Raw genomic sequence first — 16,426 nt, forward strand, 5'->3', positions numbered from 1 at the left:
GCCCTGCTGTGTGGTCGGCACGCGAGCCTCACGTCCCCCGCCGGGCGTCCCGCGGCGCGGGCAGCAGGCGGCTCAGGAGGTGCACGGTGGGGTGGTCGAAGACGGTGCGGACCTCAAGGCGCACGCCGAACGTCTCCTCGATACGGTCCACGAGCCGTACGGCCAGCAGGCTGTGCCCGCCGAGGTCGAAGAAGTCCTCGTGCGCGCCGACGGACTCCGCGCCGAGCAGCTCCGCCCACAGGGCGGCGAGCGCGGTCTCGCCCGCGCTCATGGCCCGGGTCTCGGTCCCGGTCCCGGTCCCGGGCGTTCCGGGGGTCCCGGTGCCGCCGGTCGCGCGCGGGGGCCGGGGCTCGGGCAGCGCGGCGCGGTCGACCTTGCCGCTGGTGTTCAGGGGCAGTTCGTCGAGCAGGGTGCACACGGCGGGCACCAGGTGGCCGGGCAGCGTACGGGCCAGCGCGGCGCGCAGCTCCCGTTCGTCGAGCGCCGCGCCCGGCTCGGGCACCGCGTAGGCCGCCAGTTCGGTCGTGCCCTCCGGCGTCCCGGGCCGGTGCCAGCCGGTCACCACGGCGTGCCGTACGCCGGGCAGTTCCTCCAGGGCCCGTTCGGTCTCGGCGGGTTCGACCCGCATGCCCCGGACGTTGAGCTGGAGATCCGCCCGTCCCGCCAGTTCGATCTGGCCGTCGGCCCGGCGCACGGCGCGGTCGCCGGAGCGGTAGAGCCTGCCGCCGGGCACGTACGGGTCGGGCAGGAACCGTTCCGCCGTCAGCTCCGGCCTGCCCAGGTAGCCCCGGGCCAGGCAGGCGCCCCCGAGGTGGAGGTCGCCGGTGACGCCGACGGGCACGGGGCGCAGCTCGGCGTCGAGCACATGCGCGGTGACGTTGCTGAGGGGGTCGCCGACGGGCACGGGGCGACCGGGGACGGGGGCCGTGCCGGGGCGCTGGCACAGCGCGTCCCACGCCTCGGAGGAACCGTAGAGGTTGCGCAGTTCACGGCCGGGCATCCGCTCCGCGAAGACGCGGGCGAGGTGCGGCGGCAGGTCCTCCCCCGAGCTGATCCAGAGGGTGAGCGCGGGGAGCCGCTCGGCGAGATCCGGCACCTCCAGCAGCGCGTGGAGCAGGGACGGCACGACGAGGAGCCGGGTCACGCCGTGTGCGGCGAGCAGTTCGGTCAGCCCCCGCGGATCGGCCGAAGCGTCGGGCGGGGCGATGACGGTGGGCACGCCGTGCAGGAGTCCGCCGAGCAGCTCCCACAGCCCGTCCACGAAGCCGACGGGCCCCTTCTGGCAGGTGACCTCGCCCGCCCGGAACGGCAGGGCGGAGGCCATCCAGTCGACGCGGTTGAGCACGGAACGGCCCGTGAGCGCCACGCCCTTCGGGCTGCCCGTGGACCCCGAGGTGCAGATCACGGCGGCCAGCGCGTCGATGTCGGGCGGCGGCGGCAGCGGTTCGTCGCGGGCCTCCCCCCGCCGGACGGCGGTGGCGGCCACCAGCCGGGGCACCTCGGGCGGCAGGGCCGCGTCGCCGCGCGCGTCGGTGAGGACGAGGGGCGTCCCGGAGTCGGCGGCCAGGCGGGCGAGGCGGGCGGGCGGCGCCTCGGGGTCCAGCGGCAGGTAGGCGCCCCCGGCGCGCCAGACGGCGAGGGCGGCGACGGGGAGCTCCAGCCCGCGCGGCAGGCAGACGCCCACGGGGGTCTCGGGCCCGATGCCCTGGGCGCGCAGCTCGGCCGCGAGCGCCGCCGAGCGGCGCTCCAGCTCCCCGTAGGTGAGGGTGGTGACCTGCGTGACGCCCCGCGTGGCGTCCGGCATGACGAAGGCGGCGGCGTCCGGTGTCAGGGCCGCCTGCCGCAGGAACCGCGCGCCCGGGGACGCGTCGGGGAACGGTTCGGCGGGCCCCTCGGCGGCGGCAAGCAGCGCGTGCCGCTCCGGCGCCGTGAGCAGGGTGTGCGCGCCGACCGGGCGGTCGGGGTCCGCGAGCGCCTGGTCCAGGACGCTGCGCACGTGCTCGGCGAAGCGTCCCGCGGTGCGCTCGGCGAACACGTCGGTGGCGTACTCGACGAACCCGGCGAGGCTGCCGCCCGGCGCCGTGCCGTCGGGCCACAGATGCAGCGCGAGGTCGAAGGTGGCCGACCTGCTCTCCGTGGGCAGCAGGTCCGTCCGCGTCCCGCCCAGCGTGCCGGGCTCCGGGGGGAGGTTCTGCATCACCAGGGCGACTTGCACGTACGGCGTGGTGCCCGCCCTGCGGCGCGGGGCCAGCTCCTCCACGACCCGGTCGAAGGGCACGTCCTGCCGTGCGAAGGCGCCGAGCGCGGCGGAGCGGCAGCGGGCGAGGAGTTCCCGGAAGCCGGGGCCGCCGGAGAGGTCGACGCGGAGCGCCAGCGTGTTGACGAAGAAGCCCACCAGGAGTTCCAGCTCGGGCTGTCCGCGGTTGGCGGAGTACGTGCCCACGACGACGTCGTCGGTCTCTCCGTAGCGGCCCAGCACGGTGGCGACCGCCGCGAGGAACCCCATGAACGGGGTCGCCCCCTCGCGGGCGCAGAACGCGGCCAGCGCCTCGGCCGTGGCCGCCGGGAACGCCACCTCGCACCGGTCGCCCGCGCCGGACCGGGTCTCGCCCTCGGGCACGAAGTCGGCGGGCAGCCGGGTGGACTCCGGTGCGCCCGCCAGCTGGGTGCGCCAGTGGTCCAGTTGCGTTTCCAGGGCATCCCCGGTGAGCCAGCCGCGCTCCCACACCGCGTAGTCGCCGTACTGGAGGGGCAGCGGGGGCGGGCCGCCCGGCGCGGCGCCCGTGCGCTCCTCGTAGAGCGCGGCCAGGTCGCGCAGGAGGACGGAGGTGGACCAGCCGTCGAAGACGATGTGGTGCACGGTCAGCAGCAGCACGTGCTCCTCGTCGGAGACCCGCAGCAGCTCCGCCAGGAACGGCGGTGCCGCCTCCAGGTCGAAGCGGTGCTCCCCCGCGGCCGCGATCCGCTCCCGGACCGCTTCGGGGCGGCGTGCGGCGGGCAGTTCGCGCAGCTCCGTCAGCGGGCAGTCGCACCCCGCGGCGGGCTCGACGATCTGGACGGGCTCCCCCTCGGCGCTCGCGAACCGGGTGCGCAGCACCTCGTGCCGGGCCACGACGCCGTCCAGCGCCCGGCGCAGCGCGCTCGCGTCGAGCGGCCCGAGCAGCCGCAGCGGCCACACGATCGTGTAGTCGACGCTGTCGGGCTGGATCTGGTAGGCGAACCAGAGCCTGCGCTGGCCGAGCGAGGCGGGCAGCGGATCGGGCCGTTCGACGGGCGCCAGCGGCGGCCGTACGGCCCCCGGGGCGCCGGGAGTTCCCGGGGCTCCCAGGGCTCCCGTCCCCCCGGCGTCGAGCGCGGCGGCCAGCGCCGCCGGGGTCGGCCCCGCGAAGAACGTGGCCAGCGACAGCTCGCGGCCGAAGGTGCGGCGCAGCCGCGCGAGCAGCCTGCTCGCGAGCAGCGAGTGGCCGCCGAGGTCGAAGAAGTCGTCGTGCGCGCCGACCCGGTCCATGCCGAGCACCTCGGCCCAGACGGCGACGACGGTCTCCTCCGTGGGGTCGCGCGGCGGCACGTAGCCGGTGCGCAGCTCCGGGCGCACCCCGCCCACGTCGGGCAGCGCCGCCCTGTCCACCTTGCCGTTGGCGTTGAGGGGCAGGGCGTCGAGCACGGCGAGCTGGGCGGGCACCATATGCCCCGGCAGGGCGGCGCGGCAGTGCTCCAGGAGCCGCGCGGAGGAGGGCGCGGGGTGCCCGGCGACCGGCTCGACGTAGCCGGTGAGGGTGTGCTCGGCCCGCTCGTCCTCCTGGGCCACCACGACGGCCTCGCCGACGGCGGGGTGGCGCCGCAACACCTGCTCGATCTCGCCGAGCTCCACCCGGAAGCCGCGGACCTTCACCTGGTGGTCGGTGCGGCCGAGGAACTCCAGGAGCCCGTCGGCACGCCGCCGGACGAGGTCCCCTGTGCGGTACAGGCGGGCGCCGTCGCCGCCGAACGGGTGGGGCACGAAGCGCTCGGCGGTCAGGCCGGGACGGCCGAGGTACCCGCGGGCCAGGCAGGCGCCGCCGATGAACAGCTCGCCGGGCACGCCGGGCGGCACCAGCTGGAACCGGGAGTCGAGGACGAGGAGTTCGGTGTCCGGTACGGGCGCCCCGATGGGGACCCGGCGCTCGGCGCCGTCGCGCGGCCGCATGGTGTGGGTGCTGGCGAAGATGGCGGCCTCGGTCGGCCCGTAGCCGTTGACGAGGACGGCGGAGTCGTCGAGCAGGGTGAGCGCGCGTTCCACGTGGCTGGTGGAGAGCTGGTCGCCGCCCGCTATCAGCGTGCGCATCCCCGCGAGGCCCCGGCCCTCGCCCTCGCCCCCGCCCTCGCCCCCGCCCACCGTGTCGACGACGGCGTGGAAGAGCGCCGCCGTGAGCCAGCCGACGGTCACGCCCTGCGCGGGGAGGAAGGCGGCGACGCGTTCGGGATGGGCCTTGCCGGGCAGCACGGCCAGGCGGCAGCCGTTGGTGAGCGCCCCGAACACCTCCAGCACCGAGACGTCGAAGGAGAGCGCGAGGGCGTGCAGCATCACGTCCCGCTCGGTGAGCGACACGTAGCGCGGGGCGTGCACCCGGGTGACGGCGGCGCGGTGGCTGACCGCGACGCCCTTCGGGCGGCCCGTCGACCCGGAGGTGTAGATGACGTACGCGAGGTTGTCGGGCCCCACGTCGCCCGGCGGCGGGGCGCCGTCGTCCGCGTGGTCCAGCGCCTCTTCGAGGGGCACCACGCGGACGCCGGAGGGCAGTTGGTCGCGCAGCCCTTCTTCGGCGAGGACGGTGCGCGTCCCGGAGTCGGCGGCCATGAAGGCGAGGCGGTCGGCGGGGTTGTCGGGTTCGAGCGGCAGATAGGCGGCCCCGGCCTTCAGCACGCCGAGCAGCGCGGCGACCGAGCGTGCCGAGCGCCGTACGCACACCCCGACCGGCTCCTCGACGCCCACCCCCTCGGCCCGCAGCCGCGCGGCGATCCGGTCCGCCGCCCGGTCCAGCTCCGCGTAGGTCAGCGCGTCGTCGCCGCAGGTCACGGCGGTGGCGTCCGGGGTACGGGCGGCCTGCCCGGCGACCAGTTCGTGCAGGCAGGCCCCGGCGGAGGGGGACCCTCCCACGCCGCCCTGGGCGAGGGCCGCTTCCCGCTCCCCGTCGGTGACCAGCGCGAACCGGCCGAGCGGCAGGTCGGGCTCCGCCACGGCCTGCTCCAGCAGGTGCCGGACGTGTCCGGCGAACCGCAGCGCCGCGTCCTCGCCGAGGGCGTCCGTGGCGTGCTCCACGAAGCCGTCGAGCCCGCCGTCCGCCGCGGGCCACATGTGCAGCGAGAGGTCGAAGGCGGCTTCGCGGACACCGGCGGGCAGCGACTCCACGCCGAGGCCGCCCAGCGTCTCCGGCTCCTCCGGCCCGTTCTGCATCACCAGCGCGGTCCGCACGTACGGCGTGACACCGGGCGTACGGCGCGGGGCCAGCTCCTCCACCAGCCGGTCGAAGGGCAGCTCCTCGTGGGCGAAGGCGCCGAGGGCCACGGAGCGGCACCGGCCCAGCAGTTCGCGGAGCGTGGGATCCCCTGACAGGTCGACGCGCAGGGGCAGCGTGTTCACGAAGAAGCCGATCAGCTCCTCCAGTTCGGGCTGGGGCCGGTTGGCCGCCAGGGTGCCGATCACCACGTCCTCGGTGTCGCCGTACCGGCCGAGGACCGCGGACATGGCGGCCAGCAGCCCCATGAACGCCGTCGCGCCCTCCTCCGCGCACAGCTCCGCCAGCGCCTCGGCGGGGCCCGCCGGGAGGCGGACGGGGCACCGGGCGCCGGTGCCGGTGCGCTCCCCCGGGGCCTCGGGGAGCGTCGCGGTGTCCTCGGGCAGCGCGGTGGTCTCCGGGGCACCGCCGAGGTGCGTACGCCAGAAGTCGAGGTGCTCGGCGAGGTGTTCGCCGGCGAGCAGCTCCTTCTCCCACAGCGCGTAGTCCCCGTACTGCACCGGCGGGGGCTTCAGGACGTCGCCGGTGCCGCCGTCGCTCAGGTCCGCGTAGAGGGCGGACAGTTCGCGCAGCAGCACGGACCAGGACCAGCCGTCGAAGACGATGTGGTGCGCCGCGAGGACGAGCACGTGCCGCTGCCCGTCCTCGTCCTCGCGGAGCAGCTCGGCCAGGAACAGGGGTCCGGCGGCCAGGTCGAACGGGCGCTCCCCCGCGGCCCGTATCCGCTCGCGCGCGCGGTCCTCCCGTACGGCCGGGGGGAGCCCGGAGAGGTCGGTGAGCGGGCACTCCACCCCCGGCGGCGGGCCGACGACCTGTGCCGGTTCGCCGTCCAGCCCGACGAACCGGGTGCGCAGCACCTCGTGCCGGGCCACGACCGCCTCCAGCGCGCCGCGCAGCGCTGCCACGTCGAGCGGGCCGGTCAGGCGCAGCGGCCAGACGACGGTGTAGTCGGTGCGGCCGGGCCGGAGCTGGTCCTCGAACCACAGCCTGCGCTGGGCCGCCGAGGCCGGGCACACCCGACTGCCGCTCCTGCCGAGCCGCTCGGCCAGCACCTCACGACGCCCCACGACGTCCCGCTCCGCGGGCACCCGCTCTCCCCCGTGCGTCGATGTCATTCCTGTCCCCGTCCCGTCCGCCGGTCGGACTCCGTATCCGGTACGCCCAGGAGCGCGGCCGTCTCCTCCGCCGACAGACCCGCCGTCAGCTCGGAGACCGCGTCCGCTCCCCGGCCCGCGCCCGGCACCAGCGCGGGGCGGGCGGGCCGGGTGGGTGCCGTCGCGCGCGCTTGGGCGAGTGCGTCCGCGAAGTCGGCGAGGACCGGCCGCTCGAACAGCAGCGTCAGCCGGGCCGCGCCGCCGAAGTCGCGGCGGAGCCTGCCGATGACGCGGGTGGCGAGCAGCGAGTGGCCGCCGAGCGCGAAGAAGTCGTCGTGCCTGCCCACTTCCGTGAGGCCGAGCACCTCGCGCCAGACCTCGGCGACCACCTGCTCGGCGCCGTCCCGCGGCGCCTCCCGCCGGGGTACGGGCGGGGCGGCGGGCGGCTCCGGCAGTGCCGCCGTGTCCACCTTGTGGTGCGAGGTGAGCGGCAGTTCGGGCAGCGTCACGTAGGCCGACGGCACCAGGGGCGCTGGCACGGCACGGGCCAGCCGGGCCCGCAGCTCCGGCGCCTCGGGCACGGTGGCGCCCGGTGCCGCCACCACGTGGGCGACCAGCCCCGTGCGGTCGGCCCTCGGGACGACCGCCGCGGCGGCGATCTCCGGGAGCCGCAACAGGGCCGCCTCGACCTCGCCGGGCTCCACCCGGTGGCCGCGGATCTTGACCTGGTGGTCGGTCCGCCCGCGGAACTCCAGCTCGCCGTCGGCGCCGAGCCGCGCGCGGTCGCCCGTACGGTAGAGCCGCTCCCCCGTGGCGAAGGGGTGGGGCACGAACGACTCGGCGGTACGGGCCGGGTCGCCGAGATAGCCGCGGGCGAGCCCGGCCCCGCCGAGCCACAGCTCGCCGACGGCGCCGGGCGGAACCGGCTCCATCCGGGCGTCGAGCAGGTAGCACGAGGTGCCGGGGATCGGGTCCCCCAGCGGCGTCCTGCCCTCGTCGTACGGCGGCAGGTCCGACACCCCGGCGAGCGTGGCGACGGTCGACACGATGGTGGCCTCGGTGGGCCCGTACACATTGGTGAGCAGCATCCCGGCGACGGCCTCCCGCCACCGGGCGACGAGCGCGGGGCTCGGCTCCTCGCCGCCGATCGCCATGGCCCGCAGCCCGGCGGGCGGCAGGCACCCCGTCTCCGTCGCGGCGGCGAGCTGATGGAACCAGGCCGTCGGCAGGTGGGTCACGGTCACGCCGAGCCGCTCGCACTCGGCGTAGAAGTCCGCGGGCGTGTCCAGCATGCGCGCGGTGCGCGGCACGACGGCGGCACCGGCGGCGAGCGCGGGGAAGAGCTCCTCGGCGCTCACGTCGAAGGTGAGCTCGGTGAACATCAGCACCCGGTCGTCGGCCGTGAGCCCGTACGTCCCCAGGTCGGCCGCCACGTAGTTGGCGAGCCCGCCCCGGGTGACCATGACGCCCTTGGGGGTGCCGGTGGAGCCGGAGGTGAAGAGCGTGTAGGCGAGCTCGTCGGGGTCGGAGCGGTGCCACTCCACGCCGCGGAAGCGCGCGTCCGGGGAGTCCGGGTCGTCCGCGGCGTCCCCTGCGGGCGGTGCCGGGAGGCGCACGACGGACGCGCCGTCCGGACCGGGCACGGGGCCGTCGTCGCCGGTGAGGACGGCCGCGGGGCGTGCCGCCCGGAGGATGGCGGCGTTCCGCTCCTGGGGCTGGTCCGGGTCGAGCGGCAGATAGCTCGCCCCGGCGCGCAGGACGCCGAGCACGGCGGCGACGGCTTCGGCCGACCGCCGCAGCGGCAGCGCGACGACGGAGCCCGGCCGTACGCCCGCCCCGGTCAGGGCTGCGGCGACGGCGCCGGTCCACGCGTCGAGCTGCCGGTAGGTGACGACGGCGCCGTCGGCGCCGACCACGGCGGGAGCCTCTCCTCCGGTGCGCAGCCGATGTGCGATCACCTCCGTGACCTGGGGCACGGCGGACGCGGCGGCGGGGCCGTTCCCCCGGGTGCGGTCCCGTCCGGCGAGGAGTCCCGCGCGCTGCTCGGCGGTGAGCAGGGGCGCCTCCCCGACCGGCAGGTCCGGCGACTCCACGAGGGAGCCGAGCAGCGTCACGTAGGCCCGGAGCAGATCGGCGACGGTCGCGCGGTCGAACAGGTCGGTGGCGTACTCGGCGACGATCCGGGACTCCCACTCCCCCGGGTCGCCCGGCTCGACGGAGAGCGAGAGGTCGAACAGGGAGACGTCCCGGTCGCGCACCCGCAGCGTCTCGCTGCGCACGCCGGGCAGCCGCAGCCGCCCGGAGCCGCCGGGCTGGACGTCGAACATGACCTGGAACAGCGGGTTGTGGCTCTGCGCGCGCGCCGGACGCAGCCGCCGCACGACGTGGGCGAAGGGCACGTCGGCGTGGGACTGCGCCTCGGCCACCCGCTCCCGGACGGTGCCGAGCAGCGCGGCGAACGGCTCGGTGCCCCGCACCGGCACACGGAGCGCCAGGGTGTTGCTGAACGCGCCGATGAGCGGCGCCAGTTCAGCCCTGGCCCGGCCCGCGTCGACGGTGCCGACGACCAGGTCGTCCGCGCCCGTCAGCCGGTGCAGCAGCACGGTGAACGCCGCGAGCAGGGTGCCGAACCGGGTGCACCGGTAGCGGCGGCACACCGTCTCGATCCCGGCCTCCACCGACGGCGGCAGCGCCAGCTCGACGAGTCCGCCGCGGAAGCTGCGGGCCGCGGGGCGCGGCCTGTCGGTGGGCAGGTCCAGGGTGGCGGGGGCGTCGCGCAGCCGTTCCTCCCAGTGGGCGAGCCGGCGGTCCCAGGAGCCGGACGCGAGCATGTCGTCCTGCCACGCGGCGAAGTCGGCGTACTGCATCGCGAGCGGCTCCAGGTACGGCGCCCGGCCCTCGGCCACGGCGGCGTACGCCTCGCTCAGCTCGTCGAAGAGCAGCCCGGCCGACCAGCCGTCGAAGACCGAGTGGTGCAGCGTCAGCAGGAAGACGTGGTCGCTGTCGGAGAACGAGACGAGCGAGACGCGGAAGAGCGGGCCCCGCGAGGGGACGAAGGGCCGCCGCGCGTGCTCGGCGGCCAGCCGGAGGGCCTCGCGCTGCCGTTCCTCCGGTGCGACGTCCGTACGCAGCTCCCGGCGCACCGGCGTCGGGCAGCGCTCGGCGATGACCTGGCGCGGCTCGCCGTCGACCGTCCTGAAGGTGGTGCGCAGGGCCTCGTGCCGGGCCACCACGGTCTCCAGGGCGGCGCCGAGCGCGTCGTCCGACACCTCGCCGCGCCAGCGGAAGCCGAAGTGGACGTTGTACAGGGCCGGTCCGTCGGCGAGCTGCTCCAGGAGCAGCAGTCGCCGCTGTTCCGCGGAGGCGTGCGCCACCGTGACCGAGGGCTCGGTGCTCATCCGGCGGTCTCCTGATCGTCGTCGAAGAGCGCGGGGTCCATCCGGTGCCTGCCGCGGGCGGTGAGGGCGACGGCGTCGGCCTCGGCGTCGGGCGGGCCCGCGCGGCGGACGGCGCCCTCGACGGTGGCCTCCGTGATCAGGTCGCGGACGCTGAGGTCGAGGCCCAGGTCGTCGCGCATCCTGCCGACCAGCCGCACGGCGAGCAGGGAGTGCCCGCCGAGGTCGAAGAAGTCGTCGCGCAGCCCGACCCGCCGCACGCCGAGCACCTGCTGCCAGACCTCGGCGACCGCGCGTTCGAGCGTCGTCCGCGGCGCGGTGTACGTCTGCTCCGCCTCCGGCCCGGCGGGCCCGGGCCCGGGCTCGGGCAGCGCGCCGCGGTCGAGCTTGCCGCTGACCGTACGGGGCAGCGCGTCCAGCACGACGAACGCGGAGGGCACCAGGTAGCCGGGCACCCGGTCGCGCAGCCACTCCCGGACCGTGCCCGGAGCGGCGGAAGCGGACGGGACGGCCGGGGCGGGTACGCAGTACGCCACGAGCCGGGTCCCGTCCTCGCCCGGCCGCGGCACCACCACGGCCTCCGACAGCGCGGGGTGCTCCCTGAGCGCCTGCTCGATCTCCGCGGGCTCCACCCGGAAGCCGCGGACCTTGACCTGCTGGTCGCGGCGCCCGAGGTACTCGACGGTGCCGTCGGCGCGCACGCGTCCGAGGTCTCCCGTGTCGTAGAGGCGGCCGCCTGGGTGCGCGGGGTCGGGGTCGGGGACGAACCGCTCGGCGGTGCGCGCCGGGTCGGCGTGGTAGCCGCGGGCGAGGCCCGTGCCGCCGAGGTGGATCCCGCCGACCATGCCGGGGGCCACGGGCCGCCCGGCGCCGTCGAGGACCAGCGCCCGTACGCCGGGCAGGGGGCCGCCGAGGGGCAGCACGCCGGGCTCGTCCCCGTCCGGCTCGTGGAAGGTGCTGCCGACGGTCGCCTCGGTCACGCCGTACACGTTGAGGATCCGCGTGGCGGGCGCGGTCAGGGCGCGCAGCCGCCGGTAGTCGGCGGCGTCCCACGCCTCGCCGCCGACGGCGAGCAGCGCCAGCGGCGGCAGCGTCTCCCCGGCGCGCTCGGCGTGGTCCATCAGCAGGCGCAGCACGGAGGGCAGGAACTCGGCGTGGTCCACCCGCTCCTCCCGGAGCAGCGCGAGGAGCCGCGCCGGGTCGAGCAGGGTCTCCGGCGGGCAGAGCACCAGCGTGCCGCCGGACAGCAGGGCGCGGAAGACGTCCCCCGTGCACACGTCGAAGGCGACGGACGCGAGCTGGAGGTGCCGGGCGGGGGCGCCGTCGAGCCGGTAGGCCAGCTCCCAGGCCCGGTACTTGTCGGTGAGGCCGTGGTGCGTGATCCCGACGCCCTTCGGGCGGCCCGTCGACCCCGAGGTGTAGATGAGGTAGGCGAGTTCGCCGGGCAGGGTTCCGGGGTGGGGACGGGGGGCCGGGGCCGTCGCGTCCTCCGGGACTGCGCCGGGCTCGTCCACGCGGAGCGCGGGCGGGCCCAGCCGGGTGCCGTCCGCGGAGTCGGTCAGCACCAGCGGGGGCCGCGCGTCGGCGAGCACGTCCCTGAGCCGGGCCGCCGGGCTCCCCGTGTCCAGGGGGAGATAGGCGGCGCCCGCCTTGAGCACGCCCAGCATCCCGGCCACCAGCTCCGGGGACCTCGGCAGGTGGAGGGCCACCACGTCGCCCGCGCCGATGCCCCGTTCGGCGAGCGCCGCGGCGATCCGGTCCGACCCGCGGTCCAGTTCGGCGTAGCTGAGCGCGTCCCCGGAGGGCAGGGTGACCGCCGTCCGCTCCGGGCACCGCCCGACGACGGCGGCGAACAGCTCGGGCACGGTCGCCGGTTCGCCCAGGTCGGGGACAGGAACGGCGGGGGCGTGCGGGGCGGGGCGGCCCGCGGGCAGTTCGGTGACCGGCTCGCCGGGGCGGGCGAGCGCGGCGTCGAGCAGCTCCGCGTACCCCTCGGCGAGCCGCCGTACGGTGTCGGGCCCGAACAGATCGGTGCGGTACTCCCAGATCAGGGTGATCCTGCGGTCGCGCTCGTCGTCGGGCACCCCGAGCTGCCGTTCGGCGCGCGGCACGACGAGGACGGAGAGGTCCACCTTCGCGGTCCCGTTGTTGCGCTCCAGGTAGCTGCCCGCTACGGGCCCGAGCCGCAGTTCCGGGAGCGGTGAGTCGTCGAAGTTGAGCATCGCCTGGAAGACCGGGTTGCGGCCCGGCGAGCGGGGCGGGTCGAGTTCCCTGATCAGCTCGACGAAGGGCAGCTCCTGGTCGGCCTGTGCCTCCAGCACCACCTGACGGGCGCGGGCGACCAGTTCGGCGAAGCCCGGCGCGGTCTCGCCGGGGCGGCGCACGGCGCAGCGCAGCACCACCGGGTTGACGAACATGCCGAGGATCCCGGCGGTGCCCGGGACGCCCCGGTTGCCGAACGCGGAGCCGACGCAGACCTCGTCCTGGCCGCTGTAGCGGTGCAGCAGCGCGGCGTACCCGGCGAGCATCGTGGCGTACAGGGTCGCGTGGTGCTCGCCGCTGAACCGCCGCAGCCGCTCGCACAGCGCGGCGGGCAGCTCCATGCGGTGCACCGCGCCCCTGGTGTCGTCGTGCGCGGCGCGGCGCCCGTCGTAGGGGAGGTCGAGCTGCTGCGGGGCCCCGGCGAGCCGGGCGCGCCAGCGGTCCGTCTGCGCCCGCAGCGCGGGCCCCGCCAGGGCCTGCCGCTGCCAGCGTGCGAAGTCCTGGTACTGCGCCTCCGGTTCGGGCAGCGGGGATCCGTGGCCCTCGGCGAACGCGGTGTAGATCCGGCTCAGCTCGTCCATCAGCAGCGCGAACGACCAGCCGTCGTGCACCAGGTGGTGCTCGACGAGCACGAGTTCGTACGTCTCCTCGGCGAGGCGCAGCGCCGTCCACCGGATCAGCGGCAGGCGGCCGATGTCGAAGCGGAGGGCGATGTCGGCCCGGACGAACTCCTCCGCCGCGGCGCGGGGGTCGGTCTCCTCGCGCAGGTCCACCAGCGGCACGCGGACCTCGTACGGCGGGTGGACGACCTGCCGCGGCTCGCCCTCGTGGACCTCGACGGTGGTCCGGAGGATCTCGTGCCTGCGCACGATCTCGGTGAGGGTGCGCTCCAGGACGCCGAGGTCGAGGGGGCCGTGCAGGCGCAGGGTCGTCGGCGCGTTGTAGGCGCTGCCCCCGGTGGAGAACTGCTCGGCGATCCACACCTGACGCTGCATCAGCGAGAGGGGCCCGGTGCCCGCGGGCTCGCCGCGTACGACCGGGGGCAGCGCCGCCGGGTCGTCCGCCGCGCCCCCGCCGAGCGCCTCGCTCAGCCCCAGCGGGGTGGGCGCGGCGAAGAGGGCGCGCAGCGGCAGGTCGGCGGCGAGCTCGGAGCGGACCTCGGCCAGCGCGCGGGCGGCGAGCAGCGAGGTGCCGCCGAGCTCGAAGAAGTCGTCGTGGATCCCGGCCTCCGGCAGGTTCAGGACCCGCGCCCAGATCGCGCACAGCGCGCGCTGCGTCTCGTCCCGGGGCGGCTCGCAGGGCCTGCCCGTGCCGGAGCGGGCGGCGTCCGGGCGGGGCAGCGCGGCCTTGTCGACCTTGCCGCTCGCGCCGACCGGCAGCCGGTCGAGCCAGGCCCACGTGGCGGGGACCATCCAGGCGGGCAGCCGTTCGCCGAGCCACGCGCGTACGGCGGTGAAGGGCAGCCGGGAGCCGGCCTCGGCCGAGACCAGGAAGGCGCCGAGGCGGTCGCCGTCGGCGACGACGGCGGCCTGGCCGATCGCCGGGTGGCCGGTGAGCGCGGCCTCGACCTCGCCGGGCTCGATCCGGAAGCCGCGCACCTTGACCTGGTCGTCGGCCCGGCCCAGGAAGGTGAGTTCGCCCCCTTCGGCCCCGGTCATCCGGTCGCCGGTCCGGTACATCCGGGCGCCCGGCGGCCCGTACGGGTCGGGCACGAACCGCTCGGCGGTCAGCTCGGGCCGCCCCAGGTACCCGCGGGCCAGGGCCTCTCCGCCGACGTACAGCTCGCCGGGGGTGCCGTCGCCGACGGGGCACAGCTCGCCGTCCAGCAGCCGCAGGACCCGCGCGCCGACGACGGTGCCGACGGGCACGGACCCGGCGCCGTCGTCGGTGGCGCTCCCGGTGCCGCCGCCGTGGCCGGTCCACAGCGAGGCGGTCATGACGGCCTCCGTCGGCCCGTAGGCGTTGCCCACCTCCGGCGCCGCGTCGGCGGCGGCGAACGCGGCACGCCAGCGCCGCAGCGAACCGGCGGGCAGCGCCTCGCCGCCGACGAGCACGGTGCGTACGTGCGTGAAGAACGCCGGGAGGTTCCCCGGCTCCGGGGAGCGGACCAGCTCGCTGAAGAGCGCCGTGGGCAGATCGGCCACGGTCACCAGGCCCTTGCGCAGCTCCCTGCACAGCTCGGCCGGGCCCCAGGGCTCGTCCTCGCGCAGCACGGCCATGGCGCCGGAGGCGAGGGCGACGAAGAGCTGCTCGACGGCGACGTCGAAGGCCTCCCCGGCCATCTGGAGTACGCCGTCGCCGAAGCCGGTGCCGAGCCGCTCGGCCATCGCGGCCACGTGCCCGGCCGCGGCGCCGTGCTCGACCACGACGCCCTTGGGTACGCCCGTGGAGCCGGACGTGTAGATGACGTACGCGGCCCACGCGGGGTCGATCGGCGGCAGCGGCGGGGCCTCGGCCCCGTCCTCCTCGCCCTCGACGCCGGACGGGTCGCCGCCCCGCTCGTCCACCGGCAGGACGGGGCAGGGCAGTTCGGGGAGGTCCTGCCGCAGCTCCGGCACGGCCACGAGGGCCGCGGCCCCGGCGTCCCGGACGAGCCCGGCGACGCGCGCCGCGGGCAGGTCGCGCGGCAGCGCCAGCCAGGCGGCACCCGCCTTGACCACCCCGAGCAGGGCGACCACCAGCGGGAACCCCCGTCCGGTGCGCACCCCGACCACGTCCTCGGGGCCGACGCCGCGCGCGGCCAGCCGACGGGCCAGCCGGGTCGCGGCGGCGTCCAGTTCGGCGTAGGTCATCCACCGGCGGCCCGTCCGCACGGCGGGCGCGTCGGGGACGAGCCCGGCCTGGCGCTCGACGAGCGCGGACAGCGTGCGCGGCCCGTCCATGAGCTCTGCAGCCACAGTTACCTCCGTTCGGGCCCGTTCGGGGCCGCGGCCGTCCTGGGGTGGACCGGATGGACCGGATGGACCGGATGGACCGGGTGACCGGCGCCCGCCGGTCACCCGGCCAGCGCCTCGGCCGTGCGCTGGAGCAGCGCGGGGTCGTAGTGGGCACTGGCCATGGGGGTGAGCACGACCTCGGTCGCGCCCGCCGCGTGGTACCGGGCGACCCCGGCCCTGACGTGCTCCTCGTCGCCGACGACGCCGACGCCGTCGAGCAGCCGGTCGCCGATGCGCCGGCTGTTCACCTCGTCGGCGAAGCCGCTCGCCTCGTACATCCGCCGGTAGTTGGGCACCCGGGCGTACGTCGAGAGGTAGGTGCGGAGCACCTCGCGGTCGGCTTCGAGGTCGTCCGAGACCATGCCGGGGATCATGACGGTGACCGGGAACCCCTCCGGGTCCCGTCCCGCCTGCCGCAGTCCGGCGCGGATATGGGGTAGCGCCACGTCCCGTACGTACTCCGGGGTGCACATCCACAGCGCGACGCCGTCGGCGATCTCGCCCGCCAGGCGGCACAGCTTCGGCCCGAAGGCGCCGAGGAACACGGGCTGGTCCGCGCGGCGCGGCGAGCTGTAGATCCCGTGCGCCCGGAACCAGTCGCCCTCCGCGTTGACCTCCCCCTCGGTGAGGAGGCCGCGCACGGCGCCCACGTACTCGCGCAGCTCCGCGACGGCCGGGCCCGGCTTCCGGCCGAGGCTCCACTCGGCGATCATCCGGTGGCCGGTCCCCACGGCGAGCGTGAACCGGCCGCCCGAGAGCTCGTCGATGGCCGCCGCGGTCTGCGCCATCACCACGGGCGGACGGCTGTAGTACGGGAGCACGCCCGCGGCGAGCCGTACCCGCTCGGTGGTGACGGCCATGGCGGCGAGCACGCTCGCGCTGTCCCGGATGGTCGGGAGCTGCACCAGCCACACCGAGTCGACCCCGGCCTTCTCCGCCATCCGGGCGCGCTCCAGCAGCTCGGACGCCGTGATGTCCTGGCCTTCGAGCACGATGCCGCTGCGGGGGGCCGCGCTGCGCTCACTCTCCATCGCGATCAGGCGCTCATCCGCTCGCGGAGGCTCTTGGGACGCATGTCGGTCCAGACCTCCTTGATGTACTGGAGGCAGGTGTCCTTGCTTCCCGACACCCCCACCTCCCGCCATCCCGCGGGCAGTTCGCGGCCCTTCGGCCAGATCGAGTACTGCTCCTCGTCGTTGACCACGGCGGTGTACTCGCGGTCCTCGTCGTCGTCGAACACGGTC

The 16,426-nt window shown here is 76.4% G+C and carries 5 protein-coding genes; all 5 read right to left on the reverse strand.

The genetic code is table 11. The features are described 5' to 3' along the window. Nucleotides 1–28: 28 nt before the first annotated feature. Nucleotides 29–6,610 (reverse strand): amino acid adenylation domain-containing protein, encoded by a 6,582-nt coding sequence (locus ACGF3A_RS23550; protein ID WP_393732228.1) that lies wholly within the window; start codon nt 6,608–6,610, stop codon nt 29–31. After that, nucleotides 6,607–9,987, reverse strand: coding sequence for an amino acid adenylation domain-containing protein (locus ACGF3A_RS23555; RefSeq protein ID WP_393732229.1), 3,381 nt, complete (start codon nt 9,985–9,987; stop codon nt 6,607–6,609). The genes ACGF3A_RS23550 and ACGF3A_RS23555 overlap by 4 nt, the downstream gene beginning before the upstream one ends. After that, on the reverse strand, nt 9,984–15,143 hold the full coding sequence (locus ACGF3A_RS23560) for an amino acid adenylation domain-containing protein (RefSeq protein WP_393732230.1): 5,160 nt from the start codon (nt 15,141–15,143) through the stop codon (nt 9,984–9,986). The genes ACGF3A_RS23555 and ACGF3A_RS23560 overlap by 4 nt, the downstream gene beginning before the upstream one ends. 98 nt (nt 15,144–15,241) lie before the next feature. After that, a complete protein-coding gene (locus tag ACGF3A_RS23565) occupies nt 15,242–16,213 on the reverse strand; it encodes an LLM class flavin-dependent oxidoreductase (protein ID WP_393732231.1) in 972 nt (323 codons plus the stop codon). Nucleotides 16,214–16,218: 5 nt separating this feature from the next. Next, nucleotides 16,219–16,422, reverse strand: coding sequence for an MbtH family protein (locus tag ACGF3A_RS23570; RefSeq protein WP_393732232.1), 204 nt, complete (start codon nt 16,420–16,422; stop codon nt 16,219–16,221). Between the last annotated feature and the right edge of the window lie 4 nt (nt 16,423–16,426).

This window comes from Streptomyces sp. NPDC048172 (assembly GCF_043202595.1).
In the GTDB taxonomy this organism is placed as follows: domain Bacteria; phylum Actinomycetota; class Actinomycetes; order Streptomycetales; family Streptomycetaceae; genus Streptomyces.